The organism is Micromonospora sp. CCTCC AA 2012012 (genome assembly GCF_040499845.1).
In the GTDB taxonomy this organism is placed as follows: domain Bacteria; phylum Actinomycetota; class Actinomycetes; order Mycobacteriales; family Micromonosporaceae; genus Micromonospora; species Micromonospora mangrovi.
This window is the reverse complement of record NZ_CP159342.1, coordinates 5,060,384-5,077,026: the sequence shown is the minus strand read 5'-3', so window position 1 is coordinate 5,077,026 and position 16,643 is coordinate 5,060,384. Positions and strand designations below refer to the sequence as shown.

Below are 16,643 nucleotides of genomic sequence, written 5' to 3'. Positions count from 1 at the left end.
TGGGCCGAGCGCAGCGGGAGCCTGCCTTGGATCTGTACGACGTCATCCACCGCCGTCGGGACGTACGCGCCGAGTTCACCGGAGCGCCGGTGCCCGACGACACCCTGTCCCGCGTCCTCACCGCGGCGCACGCCGCACCGAGCGTCGGCAACTCGCAGCCCTGGGACTTCATCCTGGTCCGGGACCCGGCGACCCGCCGCCGCTTCCACCAGCACGTCCAGGCCGAGCGGGACACCTTCGCGGCCGACCTGGACGACGCGGCGGCGAGCCGGTTCGCCCGAATCAAGATCGACGGGGTACTGGAGTCGACCCTGTCGGTCGTCGTCACGTACGACGCCGCGCGGGGTGGGCCGGCCGTGCTGGGGCGGCACGCCATCGCCGACGCCGGCCTCTACTCGGTCTGCCTGGCCATCCAGAACCTCTGGCTGGCCGCGACCGCGGAGGGGCTCGGCGTCGGCTGGGTGTCCTTCTACCGCGAGCCGTTCCTCGCCGACCTGCTCGGCATCCCCGCCGGGATCCGGCCGGTCGCCTGGCTCTGCCTCGGCCCGGTCACCCACCTGGAGACCGTCCCCGACCTGGTCCGCCACGGCTGGCGCGCCGGACGCCCCCTCGCCGCCGCCGTACACACCGACCACTGGCCCACCTGACCAGGGGCCGGGTCTCGTCTCAGCGGCGCCACCGGGTCCAGCGGCGGCGCCGCCAGGGCGTCGCCGCGTACGCGATCAGACCCAGCGCGAGCAGCGCGGCGCTCAGCAGCAGGCTGGGCAGATCATCGGCCGGCCGGGCGGTGAACTCCCACCACCGGTACTGCTGGCCCCCGGTGTACCCCCAGTACGACAGCACGACGGCCACCGTCGCCGGCAGTGTCCAGGCGAGCCGCCATCCCAGGACTGCTCCGGCGAGCAGAGCCAGCCCGAACCAGGCGATCCAGGACCGCGCCATGATCTCGACGATCTCCCGCTGCATCACGAACGCACAGATCCCCAGATAGATCACCGCGGAGCCGACACCCAGGCCGGCGAGGTAGATCCGCTGCATGGAACGGAGCCGTCGGGTGGCCACCAGCTCCAGGGTGGCGAGCGGGCTGTGCATCCCGAGGACCGGCAGGACGGCGACGCCCATGGTGAGCATGCGCCACAGGGGGATCGACGCGCTGCCGGCTTCCACGGCCGTAGGTACCGGCGTTTCGACCAGGCCCAACCAGGCGGTGAGGGCGCCCAGGAGAACGGTGACGGCGAGCATGGTCCGGGCCGGCCGAACCGCGAGGAACAACCGCACCGGCAGCATCTCCGAGGAGGCTTCAGCGTCTCGAGTGACAGTAACGCCCACGAATGTCGTTCACCTCTCCCTCGGCCCACCGGAACTGGTCGGCCGGAGACGTGTCTCCGGCCATCGCCCGGCCCTCGGCCCACGCCTGCTGCATCGGTGCGGGTGCATTGGTGTGATAGTCGGGGCTGCCACCGCCGGCCAGGAACGCCTCGAGCCACGCGCCCAGCGCCCAGATGCGGGGCTCGTCCGACGAGGTGATCTTCTGCCAATCGCAGGCCCGGGTGTCCCGGAACCCGAAGGTCGCTTCGGTGATCGCGTTGCCGATGTCGCCGGCGTAGGACCACGGACTCCCCTCGAGGATGTAGAAGATCGGTGGCCCCTCCTCGTAACCGAGGTACTCCTTCCCGTCCGGCCCGACGTACCGGGTCTTCTGAAGACCGACCTCGTTGATCCGCGGCGGCCGGACGAAGGCGCGGGGCAACTGGTCGATACGTGCGTCGAGCGCGCGTAGCTGGGGCAGGTACTTCTCGTGTTCCGGCCAGATGCACAGGGTCGTCGACCCTCGGACACAGGCCACCTTGTCACCGGGTTGTGCCCGGTCGGCCACCACGCTGGTGGTGAGCATGACCGCGACGAGCGGCAGCACCGCAGGAACCAGTGCCCACGTCCGCCGTCCGGCCGGTCCCGAGGCCCCCGCGGCGGCCAGCCACAGGAGGACCAGCAACAGCGCAACGACCGATCCCAGCCGTAGTGCCAGGGGTAACGGATCGACCGCCACCTCGGGCCGACCGGAGATCACGACGAATCCCACCCGGTTCAGCGCGGCGGTCAACAACAGGAACCCCAGCGCGGCCGCGAGAGCTGCGAAGACCGGCCCGAAGAGATGGCCACACGCCCATCCCAGCGCAACCGACAGCAGGATCGCGAACAGACCCAGCAGGGCGTAGCCCAGCCAGAGGTGCACGCCCGGCGGGAACGTCCGGGCGGTGACGGCGAAGGCCACCGCCTGGCCGACCAGATAGGGAATCAGCAGGACGATGACGGTCGCGCCGAGACGGTGAGCCTCCGAAACCATCGGATGGACCCGCGCGGCCCTCAGTTGTTCCGCAAGCCCGTGCCGCTGTTGCTCACCCGCCGACCAGGCCGCGGCACCCGCTCCGACGATGCCCAGCAGGTATGCGGGCACCTGCGCTGCGGCGCCGGTCTCCGGCCAGACGCCGATCCAGTACCGGTTCCGCAGGAACAGCACCGCAAGGTCGACGACGATGAGCACCGGCAGTGCCCGGCGGATCGGGGAGTTGCGCACGTGGAGCCATGCCGCACTCACAGTTCCTGCTCCCCCTCGGGCAGCAGGTGCATGTACGCCCGTTCCAGTGGAGAGTGGCCGGGGAGTTCTTCGCGATCCAGGGCCTCCAGCTCGGCGACCGTGCCGTCGAACCTGGCCGCTCCGCCGTGCATCACGATCACCCGGTCGCAGACCGCCCCGACATCGTCGATGAGGTGGGTGCTGAGCACCACGACGGTGTCGCCGAGCCCTGAGATGATCTTTCGGAACTGCAGTCGCTGGCGCGGATCCAGGCCGACCGTGGGCTCGTCCAGCAGCACCAGTCGCGGTCGCCCGACGATCGCCCAGGCGATTCCGGCGCGCCGGCGCATGCCGCCGGAGAGGCTGCGCATCTTCGACTTCCGTCGATCGGTGAGGTCGACCATCTCCAACGCCTCATCGACCGCCCGCCGCCACTGCCTGGACGGCACGCCCCGCATCCAGGCCGCATAAGTCACGAAGTCAGCGGCAGTCATCTGCGGGTCGAAGCCGAAGTCCTGCGGCAGGTAACCGATCCGGTCGCGTACCCGGCGAGCCGACCGCTCGCCGTCGACCGCGATGTCGTCGATCCGGATCACGCCGTTCCGTGGTGGCATGACGGTTGCCAGCGTACGGAGCAGGGTTGTCTTACCCGCTCCGTTGGGACCCAGTAGCGCGGTTATTCCGGGCCGCAGCGTCACAGTCAGATTGTCGATGACGGTGGTCGTCCCATAGCCTTGGGCCAGCGCGTCGAGCACGACACTCATGGAGAGACTCTCATTTCGCGGACATGAGATGAAGGAGCGCGGGCCGACGACCCGCACTCCCTCACGTCAGTGCTGGCATTGATCAGTTGTAGTCGTAGCTGATCCAGCCGTTACTGGCGCTGTACGTGCAGTCAGTGCCACTGTAGGTGGTGGTGCTGCCGGCGCTGCGGACCTTCCTCATGCTCTTGTCGGTCTGGTAAGAGCACGCGACGCCGGAATAGTAGGCACCGCTGTACTTCGCGCCCGGCGACGAGCACTTCTGTGCCCACGCCGTGTTCCACCACTGCGTGTAGCAGTTGAAAACGGTCGTGGACGTGCCGGAGGCAGCCGCGGGAGCGGTGGCGGTGAGCCCGACGGTGCCGCCGGCGAGCAGGCCAAGTACGGCCGCCTGGACGACCCGCTTTCCGGTGAGTCGCGATCGCAACGAACCGTGAGATGTGCGCACAAGCCCTCCTCGAATCGACATGAGGGGGCGCGCCGTGAACAGGCGTCACGACGCCATTTCCCCCGTGTTGGCGCATGCTCATGCTAATAATCGATGATTGTCGCGGCAACGCTCTGTCAGCGACCGGATATCCAGCGTGTCCGTCCTTCATGGAGCCGACTGATCGGGCGGCCGGCGTCGGCTGCTGCGGGGCGCACGCACCATCCGTGGCCCGGATCGGTGCGACGCCACCGGCTCCCGTGTGACCGCCGCCCGATCGACCCACCACGGACGGGTGCAGAGGGCGTGCCTGTCGCCTCGACGACGCGCCGAGGTGCGAGAACGGCGGGCGAGCGCCTGAGGCCAGAGCCGGGTATCGGACGGGTGATTCGGGGTTGCCGCCCGGTTTGCGACCGCACGGGTCGGGAAGTCTGAAGCGGTGCGAGAACTCCTGACGAAACTCGAACAGGCATCGGCGCTGGACCGCATCGGTGACCGGTTGCAGCGCGCCGTCCAGGCCACCCTGCGACCACAGCGGGTCCGCGACGCCCTGCACGGCGTCTGGTTGGGGCACCCGCTGCACCCGGCGATGGTGCAGGTGCCGGTCGGCGCCTGGATCTCCGCCGCCGTGGTGGACCTGCTGCCCGGCCAGCGCCGGGCCGCCACCGTCCTGGTCGGACTGGGCACGGTCAGCGCCGTACCGGCCGCCGTGGCCGGGCTCAACGACTGGGCGGCCCTCTCGCGCGACCAGCGGCGGGTCGGCCTGGTGCACGCCGCCTCGAACAGCGTCGGGCTGGCGCTCTACGCCGGCTCGCTGGCCGCCCGGTTGAACGGCCGCCACGGGTTGGGCCGCGCGCTGGCCTACCTGGGTCTCTCCGCGGCGAGCGCCGGGGCGTACCTGGGTGGGCACCTGGCGTACAAGCAGGGGGCGCAGGTCAACCAGAGCGTCTCCGAGCTGCACCGGATGAGCGACGGCTGGCACTCGTTGGCCGACCTGGCCACCCTGCCGCAGCGGCAGCTCGTCACCCGCGACGTGGACGACGTGTCGGTGATCCTCTACCGGCACGGCGACGACGTCACCGTGATGCTGGAGCGCTGCCCGCACCAGAGCGGCCCGCTCGGCGAGGGCGAGGTGCAGGAGATCGACGGTCACGCCTGCGTGGTCTGCCCGTGGCACGGCAGCGCGTTCCGGCTCAACGGCGGCGAGGTGGTGCACGGACCGTCCGGCAACGACCAGCAGGTCCTGCCGACGCGCGTGGTCGACGGCGTCCTCCAGACCCGCCTGCCCTGACCCCGCCCGGACCGGCACCCTTCCTCCGGCGTCAGTCCTTCCGGTGCCGGCCGATGGCCAGCGCCCGTCCCGCGGCGCGCACCACCGGTCGGCGGCGCAGGCCGAGCACGGCGCCGATCTGGGCACCGACCATGCTCGCCACCGCCAGCACCGCCGAGATCGCCAACGGGCGGTTGATCCCGTCGTCCACGGTGGCCCGGGACGCGCCGGCCGCCATCGCCGGGGGCGGCCCCATCGGGTCGTCGGCCCGGGGCGCGACGGTACGGGTCCGGTCCGGCGCGGGCGTGTGCGGCGATGGCTTGCCCTTCGGCGCCTGACCGGTGGCTCCCGCCCCGTCGGCGTCCCCCGGCCGGGCGCCCGGAGCCTGCGACACCGCCCCGGGACCCTGCGGTGCCGCGCCGAACCCGGCCCGGCCCGGCGTACCCGGTGCCGGGGCCGGCCGCGACGGCCGCACCACCAGCCGGCCGGCGGCGTGTGCGCGGGCACCCGCGTCGGAGGCACTCTGCGGCAGTTTGAGCAGCTGGCCGGGGCGGATCCGGTTCGGGTCGGTGAGCCGGTTGAGTCGGGCCACCTCGCCGTAGCGCTCGAAGTCGTCCAGGTAGCGTTCCGCCACGTCGCCCAGGTAGTCGCCCTTCGCCACCCGGTACACCGGCGGCGCGGTCGAGTCGGTGGCCGAGACGGGTCGGAGCGTCGGAGCGACGGTGCTGACCGGGGCGGCCAGCGCGACGGCCGGCGTGGGGGCGGCCAGCGTGGCGGCGCTCGCGGCGGCCGGGCTGGCCGCCAGGATCACCGCGACCGAGCCGACCAGCGCCGCCGCGGCCCGCTGCTGGCGGCCCATCCCGGGCAGCTTCGGCGCGGGCCGGCGCAGCACCTGCGCCACCAGCTCCACCAGGACGGAGAAGGCGAACGTCGCCCAGCCGAACCAGCCGACCACGGCCAGCGCGCGCAGGAAGAGCTGCCCGTCGTCGCGGCTGGTCAGCGCGGTGCCGACCTCGGCGAGCGTGGGCAGATGCTCCGGGAGCGGATTGCCGGCGAAGGCGAGGAGCGCGATCGGCGCGCCGGCCAGCACGCCGACGAGCACGACGAGAGCGCCGAGCCCGGTGAGGAGCTGGCCGGTCCGCCGTACGGCGGAACGCTGCGGTGCGGCCATGGCTGCCTTCCCTTCCTACGGTGCCCCGGTGAGTGCCCGGGCAGTGGCCTCACCGGTGACGGTGACGGTGTTCTCGAAGCCGAAGAGGCCGAGCAGGTCCCGGCGGTAGCTGATGGTGACGCGTACCCGGATCTGCTTCTCCCCGTCGACGACCGGGAAGCTGACGTCGTGGCCGCCGACGCCGCCCGCGGCGGAGAGGTAGGTGGCGACGGCGGCGCGGGCGCTCGGTTCGTCGATCTCCTTGGGCCCACCCTCGATGGCCCGGGCCCGGTCGATCATCTGGCCGCCGCTGCGGGCCGCCTCGGCGGCCAGGTCGTCCGCGCGCTGCAACGAGCGCAGCTGCCCGGCACCGTCGTAGGCCAGCCCGATGATCGCGAGTACGCCGATCATCGCCGCCGCGAGGAAGAGGCTGACCCGGCCGCTCTCCCGACCCGTCCACCCGCTCATCGGCGGCTCCGGTACGTGTCGAGCGGCGAGGTGAAGGTGGCGGAGACGCCCTTGCCGCCCGGTACCCCGGGCAGCCCCGGTGCGCGCAGGTCCGCGAAGGAGACCGTGCAGCTCACCGACACGGTCACGGTGGCGGGCACACCCGGCGCGCTGCGGTACGCCTCCTGGAAGCTGGTGTTCTTCTTCCCGACCGAGCCGCGGAACGTCAGCCGTGGCGTGCCGACGCAGTTCAGTCCCCGCCAGTCGAGCTGCCGTTGCGCCGCCTCGATCGCGGCGTCCCGCCCGTGGCGGGCGTCCCGGGCGATCGAGGCGGCCCGGGCGGCGTCGTGGGCGGCGGACTCCACCGCCTCGTCCGCGACCGCGGTACGCCCCGCCACGCCGGCCAGCACCATCAGCGCGATGAAGGCCGGGGCGAGCACCGCCACCTCGATGGAGACGGATCCGCGTTCGGGCCGGTCGCGCATGCGTCTCACCCCGTCGTCCAGCGTTCGACCGTGCCGTGCGCGGTCTGCCGGACCGGGAAGCTCACGCCCGGGATGACCGACAGGGAGCGCCCGCTCACCGTGCAGGTCACCTCGGTGGGGTCGGGTGCGTCGGTGGTGCAGGCCGACTTCCCGCCGACCAGCCAGTCCCCGGCCGCGTTCAGGAAGCGGGCGGCCCGCGCCTCGCCGGCGCCGGGCGGCGCCTGGAGGAGCCGCTGCGCGTTGACCCCGCTCTGCGCCGCGTTCAGCGCGGTGGAGCGCGCGACGAACCAGACGGCCACCTGGATGGCGGCGAAGAGCAGCACCAGGATCAGTGGCATCACCACCGCCAGCTCCACCGGGTTGGCGCCCCGGTCCGCCCCGCCCGCGTCGAGCCGCCGCCGGAGGACGGCCACGATCCGTCCCGCGCCGCGCAGGCCGGCGGGCCGGTCGGCGGCTGCCGACCGGCTCCGGTCCGTGCGGGCGGGGCGGATCACTTCGGCTGGGTGTGGTTCGGGATGGCCTTCATCCAGTCGTTGGCCTTGGTCAGGGCGAGGGCGGTGACCGCCATCGCCACCGCGACCAACCCGAAGATGATCACAGCGGTCGGTACCGGGCTGTCGCCCCGCTCGGCGTCGCGGCGCAGCTCGGCCAGCCGGGTGACCACCGCGGCGTGCAGATAGGTGTAGAGGAACATGACTTCTCCTTCTGGGGGTGGGTTCACAGTCGGGCGAGGAACGGATAGATGGCGAAGCCGAGCAGGACGAAGACCAGCAGCGAACCGGGGATGTCCAACTTGCTGGTCACCCCCTCCGCCCGGGTCAGGTTGTCGGTGCGGATCTGGTCCCGCAGCGAGTCGGCGCGGCTGCGCAGCGTCTCGTGCACCTGCGCCCCCTCGCTGCCGGAGGAGCGCATGATGGCGCCCACGTCGCCGAGTTCCGCGATGCCGATCCGGTCGGCCAGCTCCTGCAACTCGTCCCACGGGGAGTGCATCTGCAACTGGGCGATCCGCAGCGACTCGCGGATCCGGTCGAACACCCAGCCGTCGCAGACCGCCGCCGCCCGCTCCAGCGACTGCACCGGGCCGTGCGCGGCGGAGAGCTGCAACGCCACGAGATCCAGATAGGTGCAGACCGCCTGCCGGAACTCGTCCCGCGCGGCGTCCGCCTTCGCCAGCACCGCGCGGTGCGCGAGCAGGCCGGCGACCAGCGCCATCCCCAGGCTCCCCAGCACGGGTACGGCCACCGGCAGCGACACCCCGCCGAGGAAGAGCACCGCCGACAGCACGGTCGGCAGGGCCAGCCCGACCAGCGCGGAGATCAGCACCGACAGGGCGTACTGCTCGGGGGTCTGGTCGATCAGGGCGAGCTGCCGGTGCGGTGGGCGCAGCCAGCGGGAGAAGCCGCCCAGCCAGTCCGGACCGGCGCCGGCCACCGGGGCCTGCCCGGGCGGCTGGTGCAGCCGGCGCAGCGCCGGACCGAGCGCCGGGGTGGCCGGCAGTGCCTCACGGACGACCAGGAAGAGCCCGAGCCCGACGAGACCCCCACCCACCACCGCGATGGCGAGCTGCCAGTTCAGAACCACACTCACGCGATCGCCTCCTCCGGGTCGGGGGCCGGCAGGAAGCGGGCCGGTCGGGGCGGCTGGCTCATCGACCGGACCCAGACCAGCAGCCCGATGAACGCCGCCCCGAGGATCGCCATCACCACCTGCCCGAACACCGTCCCGTACGGCTGCACGTACTCGCGGTTGACCAGCCCGTACGCCAGGGTGGCCAGGGTCATCCCGGTGAGGAAGCGGACCGCGAACCGGGGCTGGGTGCGCTTCGCCTCGATCTCCCGCCGGGTGGCCACCTCGGCGGACGCGGCGGAGGCGATCGAGCCGAGCACGTCACCGAGGCGCTCGCCCCGGTCGGTCAGGTGCAGGATCAGCGCCGCCACCACCTGGTCGCAGACCGGGTCGCCGATCTCGTCGGCGAAGGCGAGCAGGGCGGCGCGGGCCAGCCAGCCGGCCTGGAGACGGGCGGCCAGGGTGCGTACCTCCTCCTGGATCTCCTCCGGCGCGGTGGCGATGGTGCCGATGATGGCCTGCTGGAGTCCCTGGCCGGTGCCGGAGATGTCCTTGAGCCGGCGGGTCCACTCGCCGACCGCCTCGATCCGGGCGATGGCCCGCTGCTCGGCCCGGCCGACCGCGAAGAGCCACGGCACGCCCGGGACCGCGAGGGCGACCAGCAGGCCCACCACCGGCAACCCGGTCAGCAGGAAGGCCAGCGCGCCGGCCACCACCGCGCCGCCGAGCAGCACCTGGTGGTTGCGCTGCTCGCGGCGGCTCGCCCCGGACCCGGTCCAGAGCCGGCGTACGCCACCCGTGCCGGCGCCCGGGGTCGGGCCCGGCGGCCGGCGGGTGCCGACCAGCGCGACCACGGCCAGCACCAGGCCCGCCACGCAGGCCGCCCCCGACACCATCGCGATCAGTTCGAGCGTCGTCACGTGCCGCCCTCCGCCCGCGACTGCGGGGCTCGCAACCCCGGCTCACTCCTCGCGCTCGCCATGGTCACCGCCTCGCCAGTCTCGTGTGGCGGGGGCGGCGCCAGGCGCCGGTGCCGGCCTCGATGAAGCGGGTCAGCAGCCGGGCGTCGTAGCCGACCCGGAGCAGTTGCTCGCGGATCCGCTCCGGCAGGTGCCGGGGCACCGCCCGACCGTCGGGGCCCGGGCCGAAGACGGTGGTGGTGGTGATCCGGTTGCCGTCGCCGACCCCGATCACCTCCTCCACGTGGGAGACGAAGCGGTGCTTGCGACCGCCGATCGCGGTCTCGTCCTCGACGGTGACGTAGACGATCAGGTCCAGCGCGTTGCCGGCCATCCGGCGGGCCTGCTCGACGGTCATCTCGCGGCCGTGGGCCAGCGCCAGCTCGATGATCCGCTCGCCCACCCCGCTCGGCGTCCGGGCGTGGATGGTGCACATCGACCCGCGGCTGGTGGTCATGGCCTGGAGCATCGGCACGATCTCCCGGGACCGCACCTCGCCGACGATGATCCGCAGTACGCCCATCCGCAGCGACACCGGGATCAGGTCGGCGATGCTCACCTCACCGGCCGGTCGCCCGTCCAGGCCGCGTTCGCCGTGCCCCTCGCGGGACTCGAAGCTCATCACCGCCCGGTGCTTCTGTCCCCGGCGGGCCGGCAGCAGTTCCCGACTCTCCTCCAGCAGCACGTACGGCTCGTCGGCCGGGATCTCGTTCATCAACGCCCGGATGACGGTGGTCTTCCCGGCCCCGGCCAGCCCGGCGACCATGATGTTCAGCCCGGCCCGCATGGAGGCGCGGAGGAAGTCGCGCAGCAGCGGGTCGATCATCTCGTCCAGGTCGGCCCGGGTGCCGGCGATGTCCTCCAGGCTGACGTCGAGCGTGTTGTGCTTGCGGATCACCGCGTACGGGCGGTGGCTGACCAGGAAGACCGCGGCGAGCCGGCTGCCGTCGGGCAGTTGCAGGTCCAGCGTCGGCTTGGAGGTGGAGAGGGACCGCTCGGTGGCCCCCGCCCGGCGGGCCGCCGCCTGGAGGATCTCCACCAGCTCGTCGTCGCTGTCGGCGATCGGCTCGGCCCAGTCGACGCCGCCGCCGTGCCGGGTGATGCGTACCTGGTCGCAGCCGAGGATGTGCACCTCCTCGATGGTGTCGTCGACCAGCAGCGTCTGGAGCCGACCGAGGCCGACCAGCTCGGCGGTGACCTGGTCGAGCAGGAGCCGCTCGGCGTCGGCGGGCATCGGCGTGCCGGCCCGGCGGACCGAGTCCGCGTACGCCGACACCACCGCGACCGCGAGCCGGGCCCGCTCCACCTCCTCGGCGTCGGCGTCGAACTCCCGGCCGCGCTGCCAGAGGGTGAGTCGTTCGCTGAGTTCCCGGCGCAGTTCCCGGACCACCGCGAAGTCGACCCGGGGGCGGGGCGGGGCGGGCGGCGGCGGGGGCGCCGGGAGGGCGGCCGGCGGCGCGGAATGGTGGTGCCGCCCGTTCGGCGGCGCGGCGATGATCGGCGGCACCGTGGAGGTGGCCCCCGGCTGCTGGCCGCGCGGGTCGTGGGAGACCGGTTCAAACCGCACCGGGCACCCCCGGCGTGCTGCCGGCCCGCAGCTGCGGCGTGCCCTGCGGCACCGGCCAGGCCAGCCGGGCCTGACGCCGCTCCAGCAGCGCCCGGACCGGCACCTCCAGGGCGCCGGCCGCGCGCATCAGCGGCCGTCCGGCCCGCACGGTGCCGCCGAGGCTGAGCACCTCGGCGGTACGCGGGTCGTCCGGCAGCCGCGCGATCACCGGCAGCCGCAGCGCCTTGCTGATCTCGCCGTTGCCGTGGCCGTCCCCGACCACCAGCAGCCGCAGGGTGCCCGGCGGCACCCGGTGCTCGGTGAAGTCCCGTTCGATGGCCCGGATGGTCGCCCGGGTGGCCGACAGGTCGGGCAGCTTCGCCCGGGTGACCAGCAGCACCACCGTGGCGGCCCGCAGCACCGGCCACGGTGGACCGGCCACCTGCAGCCGCCCGCAGTCGACCAGTACGTCGTACGGGGGGAGGCCCTTCTCCAGCCCGCCGAAGAAGTCGGCGAAGCGCTGCCAGAGCGGGGTGACGCTGCCCGCCTGGGCGGGGTCCACCACGCCCGGCAGCAGCAGCCGTTCCCGTTTCGGCGCGTCGAGGTCGACCAGTTGGGACCAGAAGGCGCTCTCCAGGTTGCCGTCGCGCAGCTCCCCGACGGCGAGTTCCCCGATGCCCCGGGGGCCGTCCAGCGCGCCGCCCAGATAGCCGGCGAGGACGGATCCGCCGGCCGGGTCGCACTCGGCCAGCACCAGCCGCCGGTGCCAGCTCAGCGCGGCGGCCAGCGCGGAGGTGGTCACGCCCGGCGAGCCCTTCGCCGAGACCAGCGCGATGATCGCCATCAGGCGGCCGCGGTCAGCACGAGCGCGATCCGGTCGGCCGCGGCCAGCACCACCACCGTCGGTACGTCCCGGACGGCCAGCGCCAGATAGACCACCACGTCGTCGTTCTCCGGGGTGGCGGTGTCGATCACGGTCGCCTCGAAGCGGGTGCCGCCGCTGCGGGAGGCGCCCTGCGCGTTGTCGTCGGGGGTGCTCACCAGCAGGACCTTGTCACCGGGGTGCAGCCGGCGGGCCGGCACCTTGCCGGGGTCCAGGCTCAGGGCGATCTGCTGCTGGCCGGGGCCGAGCAGCGGGGCGTCGGTGAGCTGGTTGGGCGTGAGCAGCGTGCCGGGGGTCAGCGCCACGGCGGCCCGCAGCCCGATCACGTCGTTGATCCGGCGGGCCGGCACCGGGGAGAGCCCCTGACCGCCGGAGACCTGCACGGCGACCAGGTCGTCGGCGCTGAGCTGCCGGCCCACCTCGACCGGGCGGGCCACCGCGAGATAGCTGCCGGTGGCCCGGACGGAGGTGACCGCGAACGCCGCACCCAACCCGCCGAGGGCGATCAGCAGCACCGCCAGGCCGAGCAGGCCGGGGCGTACGCGCCGCTGCCGGACCACCTTGGGGGGCGCCACCGGCGCGTCCACCGGGGTCCCGTTGCGGGTTGCGAGGCTCATCGGGCCACCACCTGAAGTTCCTGGATCTGGATGGGGATGGTGTTGCTGGTCCGGATCTGGGGGATGTTGCCGTCGGTCGTGCCGTTGCCGGTCTCCCAGTGCACGGTCCAGTGCGTCGTGGCGCCGACCCGGTAGGTGCCGGCCCGCTGGTAGCCGCCGTCGTAGCCGCAGTCCGGCGAGGTCTGGCCGGCCCGGTCGCCCTTGGCGTCGTACGGGGTGCCGGGGCCGGTGCAGGTGACCTGGTGCCGGTCACCCATGTCCCAGACGATCGAGTCGACCTTCGCGGTGATGGTGACCGTGAGCCCCCGGTCCGAGGCGGACGCCGTCAGCGGGCCGAAGTAGCTGGCGCCCCTGCTGGCCCACATCCAGACCGGCAGCCCGACCAGACCGGCTCCCTTGCTGCGCCGGGGCGCGACGGCGATCCGGGGCGGCAGCAGGCTGATCGAGGCGAGCGCCCGACGGGCCAGCTCCTCCGGGTCGGGCGGGGTGCCGAAGCCGGGGGGCGGGCCGTCCCGCAGCACGACGGTCTGCGCGCCGAGGTCACCGCCGTTGCAGGTCTGCACGTACCACTGCTTGCCCTCGGGCGCGGTGGGCTGCGGTTCGGCGAGCTTGTAGTAGCAGCCGTCGCCGGTGTTGAACCAACCCAGGACGTCGTCGTAGCAGGGGATCACCCGGCCGTTCCACTGGCACTTGGCGGCGCCACCACCGGAGCCGTTGCCGCCACCGCCGGTGTTCCCGCCGCCGCCACCCGGGTCGCCGGGCACCCCCGGTTCGTCGTCCCAGACCGAGCAGTCGTTCTGGCCGGGCGGGCAGTCGGCCCCCGGATCGCCGGGCCGGGCCGCCGACGCGGGGGCACCGGCGAGGGCCACCAGCAGGGCGAGGCCGGCGGCGACGAGCAGCCGGCGGGGCGTCCCCACGCCGCACCGGGTCAGCACGGCTGGTCCTCGTGCGCGGCACCGGTGCTGATCAGCCACCGGCCGTCGGGGTACCGGGTGGCGGTCGCCGTCGCCAGATAGCGACCGCCACCCGTCCCCGGGACCACCCGATGGTCCCGGGCGTACACCAGCCGGTAGCCGGTCGCGTCGAGGCAGTCCTGGATCTCCACGGCGGGCGGGTCGGCAGCCAGGTCGACCGAGGTCACGGTGGGGTCGGAAACGAGCTTTCCGGTACGCATCGCGCCGTGCTCCTTCGCGTCACGAATTGCCAGTCGTACCCGGGTCAGCAGCGGGTCCGCGAGGAATCGGGCCAGCGCGGGGTGCCGGGGGTCGCTGCGCGCGCTCGCCTCCCGGGATGCCGCCAGATAGCCGGAATAGGCGGCGAGGGCGGCTTTTCGGGCAGCCTGCTCGTCGGCGGCCGAATGGGTGGCGGGGGTGGTGTGCGGGCGGGACAGGGGGCCCACCGACGTCTCCCGCCGGGTGCCGCAGCCGGCGGTGCCGCCCAGCAAAGCAAGGCTGAGCAGGCAGCTCGTCCATCGGCGGGAATGCCGTGCTCGCAACGCCGCGCCCTCCTCGGTGGCGACCCGGAGCCGCCGGGAACCGGCCTGCTCCGGGCATGCGGAAGTGCGCCCCGGATGTGCTCCTCCGGGCCGGTGTCACCGCCGCTGCATTTACCTGTACGGATCTTTTACAAATCCGGAACCTGATGTCTCCGTTGGCCTCCGACGCCTATTGATCGGGGGTTGCGTCGTACCCAAGGGGCGAGCATAGGCTGACGTCCGCCGATGCAACAGAGGCAATTCGCGTGAACACGCTCAGTGATGACGGGTGGTGGTGACGGGTGGGTGTCCGGAGGATGACGCCGGGATCCCGGCCGGTGATGCCCTCCGGTCGCCGGGGCGCGCCCGGCGGGCCGACGGAGGCCCGGGAGGTGGCGGTGTCCCGCCGGTGGATTGGGCGACAACGTGACCTCTGGTCCGATCCGTCCTGCCCCGATCGGGCCTCGGGTCGCCCCCGGTCGGCGGTGCCGGCCGTGATCTGTTTCGGTCCCGGTCGCGCCCGCACGTCTGCCGGTGCGACCGTTCAGGGCAGGGTCGTCGCCGCGCGAGAATCACTCTGCGTGTTCCATGATGGAACTCACCGCGACGGTGTGGGTGGGTCGGCATGACCGCCCCCCGGCCTTCTGCCGCGCCCGTCGACGCCGTCCCCGCTCGACCGGCGGGCCGGGGCGACCCCGACCAGGACGCCCTCGCGGGGCCCGTCGCGTCGTCCGAGCCGGGGGAGGGGGTCACCCGGCGGTCCGGGGAGAGCGCCCGTCCCGGCGTACGGCTGCTGGCCGGCCTGGCGGTCGGGCCGCTGCTGCGGCTGGCGGTGGCCCGGTACGCCGTACCCCCGGGGTCTGCGGACCGGGCGGGGTGCGCGCGCTGCGGCGCGCGGATCGGGTTGGACCGGCCGCTGCCGGCGCTCGGGCCGGCGGCCCGCTGCCCCGGCTGCCGGGGTCGGGTCGGCGCGCCGCCGGGCGTGGTGGAGGCGGCGCTGGTCGTGGCGCTGGTGGTGGTCGCCCTGGTCGACGGGTCCGTCGGCGAACGGCTGACGGTGGCCTGGTGGCTGGCCTGGGCGGTGCCGCTGGCCCTGATCGACGCGGCCGTGCACCGGCTACCGGACCGACTCAGCTATCCGGCCGCCGCCGGCACCTGGGCGCTGCTCGGGCTGACCGCGCTGACCTCAGCGGGGCCGGCGCCCTGGCTGCGCGCCACGGTCGCCGGGGTGGGGCTGGCGCTCGGGTTCGCGGCGACCACGCTGCTGCTCGGCCGGCGCGGCTTCGGGCTCGGCGACGCCAAGCTGGCGCTGAGCGTGGGCGCGCTGCTCGGCTGGTACGGCTGGCCGGTCCTGGTGGTCGGCCTGGTGCTGACTTTCACCCTCTCCGCCCTGACCGCCCTGGCCCTGCTGGCGACCCGCCGGGCCCGCTGGTCCAGCCACCTCCCCTTCGGCCCCTTCCTCATCGCCGGCACCACCCTCACCCTCCTCCTCACCACCTGACCCCCACACCCCCGCCGCCCGCCCCCGCCGCCCGCCCGCGCCGCCCCCGATCGCGCCGCCTCCGACCGCGTCGCCCCCGATCGCGTCGCCCCCGATCGCGTCGCCTCCGATCGCGTCGCCTCCGATCGCGCCGCCCCCCGCCCGCGCCGCCCCCCGCCCGCGCCGCCCACTTTCACTGAAAGAGGGCTCATCGACGGGGAAATAGCCACTCTTTCAGTGAAAGTGCCGCCCCGGAGCCGGAGCCGGAGTCGGAGTCGGAGCCGGAGTCGGAGTCGGAGCCGGAGTCGGAGCCGGAGTCGGAGTCGGAGCCGGAGTCGGAGCGGAAGGGGGGCGGAGGGAGGGGAGCGGGTCAGGGGCGTGCGGTGGGGCGGGTGAGGGGGCGGGTGGAGCGGCGGACCCGCCAGCGCAGCGCCTCGGCGAGGGGGCGGGCGGCCAGCGGGGTGACCACGGTGGCGACCACGGCGCCGATCAGCAGCCCGGCGGCCACGTCGTGCGGGTAGTGCACCCCGACGAAGGTGCGGGAGATCGCGGCCAGCAGCGCCAGCGGGGCGGCTACGAAGAGGCCGAGCCGGCGGTGCAGCAGCAGCGTCGCGGCGGCCAGCGCACCCGCGATCGTCGCGTGGTTGCTGGGGAACGACCAGTCGCCCACCGACGGGCAGTGCCCGGCGAGGATCACCAGGTCGGCGGGGCTGCGGCAGGGTCGGTCCTCGGCCACCAGGGACTTGATCCCCTCGCTGGCGGCGTACGCCAGCACGACCGCCACGGGGGCGGCCAGGGCGAGCGCCCGCCCCCGCACGTCGGGGCGGAGCAGCTTCGGCCCGGCGGCCAGCACCAGCAGCAGGCCGAGCAGCACGAGCGCTCCCCCGGTGAAGTGGAGGGCGAACCAGTGCACCGGCGCCGGAGTGGCGTCCGCGAAGTCCACCACATCGCGGTACCACTCGACGCTGATGTCCGGAACATCCGTCATGTCCATACGACCAGC

At 73.6% G+C, this 16,643-nt stretch carries 20 protein-coding genes; 3 read left to right on the top strand and 17 right to left on the bottom strand.

The features are described from left to right. Nucleotides 1–26 precede the first annotated feature (26 nt). On the top strand, nucleotides 27–647 hold the full coding sequence (bluB, locus tag ABUL08_RS22655; protein WP_350931978.1) for a 5,6-dimethylbenzimidazole synthase: 621 nt from the start codon (nucleotides 27–29) through the stop codon (nucleotides 645–647). A 19-nt stretch (nucleotides 648–666) separates the two neighbouring features. On the opposite strand, the gene ABUL08_RS22650 is transcribed toward bluB, so the two are convergent. The 4 genes from ABUL08_RS22650 to ABUL08_RS22635 all read right to left on the bottom strand — a co-directional run bounded on the left by ABUL08_RS22650 (nucleotide 667) and on the right by ABUL08_RS22635 (nucleotide 3,784). Next, nucleotides 667–1,287, bottom strand: coding sequence for a hypothetical protein (locus ABUL08_RS22650; RefSeq protein ID WP_350931977.1), 621 nt, complete (start codon nucleotides 1,285–1,287; stop codon nucleotides 667–669). A 13-nt stretch (nucleotides 1,288–1,300) separates the two neighbouring features. After that, nucleotides 1,301–2,596 carry a hypothetical protein gene (locus ABUL08_RS22645; protein ID WP_350931976.1) on the bottom strand — a complete coding sequence of 432 codons (1,296 nt, stop codon included), beginning with the start codon at nucleotides 2,594–2,596 and terminating at the stop codon, nucleotides 1,301–1,303. Continuing rightward, on the bottom strand, nucleotides 2,593–3,339 hold the full coding sequence (locus ABUL08_RS22640; protein WP_350931975.1) for an ATP-binding cassette domain-containing protein: 747 nt from the start codon (nucleotides 3,337–3,339) through the stop codon (nucleotides 2,593–2,595). The genes ABUL08_RS22645 and ABUL08_RS22640 overlap by 4 nt, the downstream gene beginning before the upstream one ends. Before the next feature lie 82 nt (nucleotides 3,340–3,421). Then, nucleotides 3,422–3,784, bottom strand: coding sequence for a hypothetical protein (locus ABUL08_RS22635; protein WP_350931974.1), 363 nt, complete (start codon nucleotides 3,782–3,784; stop codon nucleotides 3,422–3,424). Between the two features lie 418 nt (nucleotides 3,785–4,202). Here ABUL08_RS22635 and ABUL08_RS22630 point away from each other — a divergent pair, with 418 nt between their 5' ends. Next, nucleotides 4,203–5,054, top strand: a complete 852-nt coding sequence (locus ABUL08_RS22630) for a Rieske (2Fe-2S) protein (protein WP_350931973.1) — start codon at nucleotides 4,203–4,205, stop codon at nucleotides 5,052–5,054. Between the two features lie 31 nt (nucleotides 5,055–5,085). Here the strand turns inward: ABUL08_RS22630 and ABUL08_RS22625 are convergent, their stop codons facing one another. From ABUL08_RS22625 to ABUL08_RS22570, 12 genes are all read right to left on the bottom strand, one after another. Next, nucleotides 5,086–6,204: a LysM peptidoglycan-binding domain-containing protein gene (locus ABUL08_RS22625; protein WP_350931972.1), complete on the bottom strand. Its 1,119-nt coding sequence runs from the start codon at nucleotides 6,202–6,204 to the stop codon at nucleotides 5,086–5,088. A gap of 15 nt (nucleotides 6,205–6,219) precedes the next feature. After that, complete coding sequence (locus tag ABUL08_RS22620) at nucleotides 6,220–6,651, bottom strand: hypothetical protein (RefSeq protein WP_350931971.1); 432 nt, start codon at nucleotides 6,649–6,651, stop codon at nucleotides 6,220–6,222. Next, nucleotides 6,648–7,115 (bottom strand): TadE/TadG family type IV pilus assembly protein, encoded by a 468-nt coding sequence (locus ABUL08_RS22615; RefSeq protein WP_350931970.1) that lies wholly within the window; start codon nucleotides 7,113–7,115, stop codon nucleotides 6,648–6,650. The genes ABUL08_RS22620 and ABUL08_RS22615 overlap by 4 nt, the downstream gene beginning before the upstream one ends. Nucleotides 7,116–7,120: 5 nt before the next feature. Continuing rightward, nucleotides 7,121–7,549: a TadE/TadG family type IV pilus assembly protein gene (locus ABUL08_RS22610; RefSeq protein ID WP_350938780.1), complete on the bottom strand. Its 429-nt coding sequence runs from the start codon at nucleotides 7,547–7,549 to the stop codon at nucleotides 7,121–7,123. Between the two features lie 56 nt (nucleotides 7,550–7,605). Next, nucleotides 7,606–7,809 carry a hypothetical protein gene (locus ABUL08_RS22605; protein WP_350931969.1) on the bottom strand — a complete coding sequence of 68 codons (204 nt, stop codon included), beginning with the start codon at nucleotides 7,807–7,809 and terminating at the stop codon, nucleotides 7,606–7,608. 23 nt (nucleotides 7,810–7,832) lie between these two features. After that, nucleotides 7,833–8,696, bottom strand: a complete 864-nt coding sequence (locus ABUL08_RS22600) for a type II secretion system F family protein (RefSeq protein ID WP_350938778.1) — start codon at nucleotides 8,694–8,696, stop codon at nucleotides 7,833–7,835. A 2-nt stretch (nucleotides 8,697–8,698) separates the two neighbouring features. Continuing rightward, nucleotides 8,699–9,577: a type II secretion system F family protein gene (locus ABUL08_RS22595; protein WP_350938776.1), complete on the bottom strand. Its 879-nt coding sequence runs from the start codon at nucleotides 9,575–9,577 to the stop codon at nucleotides 8,699–8,701. Nucleotides 9,578–9,665: 88 nt separating this feature from the next. Next, a complete protein-coding gene (locus ABUL08_RS22590; RefSeq protein ID WP_350931968.1) occupies nucleotides 9,666–11,207 on the bottom strand; it encodes a CpaF family protein in 1,542 nt (513 codons plus the stop codon). Beyond that, entirely contained in the window at nucleotides 11,197–12,030 is an 834-nt protein-coding gene (locus ABUL08_RS22585) for a ParA family protein (protein WP_350931967.1), read from the bottom strand. Before ABUL08_RS22585 ends, ABUL08_RS22590 begins: the two co-directional genes overlap by 11 nt. Next, nucleotides 12,030–12,686 carry an SAF domain-containing protein gene (locus ABUL08_RS22580; protein ID WP_350931965.1) on the bottom strand — a complete coding sequence of 219 codons (657 nt, stop codon included), beginning with the start codon at nucleotides 12,684–12,686 and terminating at the stop codon, nucleotides 12,030–12,032. Before ABUL08_RS22580 ends, ABUL08_RS22585 begins: the two co-directional genes overlap by 1 nt. Next, complete coding sequence (locus ABUL08_RS22575; RefSeq protein ID WP_350931964.1) at nucleotides 12,683–13,621, bottom strand: hypothetical protein; 939 nt, start codon at nucleotides 13,619–13,621, stop codon at nucleotides 12,683–12,685. The genes ABUL08_RS22580 and ABUL08_RS22575 overlap by 4 nt, the downstream gene beginning before the upstream one ends. Continuing rightward, nucleotides 13,615–14,181 carry a hypothetical protein gene (locus tag ABUL08_RS22570; RefSeq protein ID WP_350931963.1) on the bottom strand — a complete coding sequence of 189 codons (567 nt, stop codon included), beginning with the start codon at nucleotides 14,179–14,181 and terminating at the stop codon, nucleotides 13,615–13,617. The genes ABUL08_RS22575 and ABUL08_RS22570 overlap by 7 nt, the downstream gene beginning before the upstream one ends. Nucleotides 14,182–14,785: 604 nt before the next feature. Between ABUL08_RS22570 and ABUL08_RS22565 the strand changes: the two genes are divergently transcribed. Beyond that, a complete protein-coding gene (locus ABUL08_RS22565) occupies nucleotides 14,786–15,661 on the top strand; it encodes an A24 family peptidase (protein WP_350931962.1) in 876 nt (291 codons plus the stop codon). Nucleotides 15,662–16,010: 349 nt separating this feature from the next. Here ABUL08_RS22565 and ABUL08_RS22560 read toward each other — a convergent pair whose 3' ends face one another. Further along, a complete protein-coding gene (locus ABUL08_RS22560) occupies nucleotides 16,011–16,628 on the bottom strand; it encodes a phosphatase PAP2 family protein (RefSeq protein WP_350931961.1) in 618 nt (205 codons plus the stop codon). Nucleotides 16,629–16,643 lie beyond the last annotated feature (15 nt).

Bases quoted from the DNA above. Each gene is read 5' to 3' on its own strand.
- ABUL08_RS22580 (WP_350931965.1), bottom strand. From the start codon at position 12,686: ATGAGCCTCGCAACCCGCAACGGGACCCCGGTGGACGCGCCGGTGGCG.
- ABUL08_RS22620 (WP_350931971.1), bottom strand. From the start codon at position 6,651: ATGAGCGGGTGGACGGGTCGGGAGAGCGGCCGGGTCAGCCTCTTCCTC.
- ABUL08_RS22625 (WP_350931972.1), bottom strand. From the start codon at position 6,204: ATGGCCGCACCGCAGCGTTCCGCCGTACGGCGGACCGGCCAGCTCCTC.
- ABUL08_RS22560 (WP_350931961.1), bottom strand. From the start codon at position 16,628: ATGACGGATGTTCCGGACATCAGCGTCGAGTGGTACCGCGATGTGGTG.
- ABUL08_RS22640 (WP_350931975.1), bottom strand. From the start codon at position 3,339: ATGAGTGTCGTGCTCGACGCGCTGGCCCAAGGCTATGGGACGACCACC.
- ABUL08_RS22650 (WP_350931977.1), bottom strand. From the start codon at position 1,287: ATGCTGCCGGTGCGGTTGTTCCTCGCGGTTCGGCCGGCCCGGACCATG.
- ABUL08_RS22585 (WP_350931967.1), bottom strand. From the start codon at position 12,030: ATGGCGATCATCGCGCTGGTCTCGGCGAAGGGCTCGCCGGGCGTGACC.
- ABUL08_RS22595 (WP_350938776.1), bottom strand. From the start codon at position 9,577: ATGGTGTCGGGGGCGGCCTGCGTGGCGGGCCTGGTGCTGGCCGTGGTC.
- ABUL08_RS22615 (WP_350931970.1), bottom strand. From the start codon at position 7,115: ATGCGCGACCGGCCCGAACGCGGATCCGTCTCCATCGAGGTGGCGGTG.
- ABUL08_RS22605 (WP_350931969.1), bottom strand. From the start codon at position 7,809: ATGTTCCTCTACACCTATCTGCACGCCGCGGTGGTCACCCGGCTGGCC.
- ABUL08_RS22565 (WP_350931962.1), top strand. From the start codon at position 14,786: ATGACCGCCCCCCGGCCTTCTGCCGCGCCCGTCGACGCCGTCCCCGCT.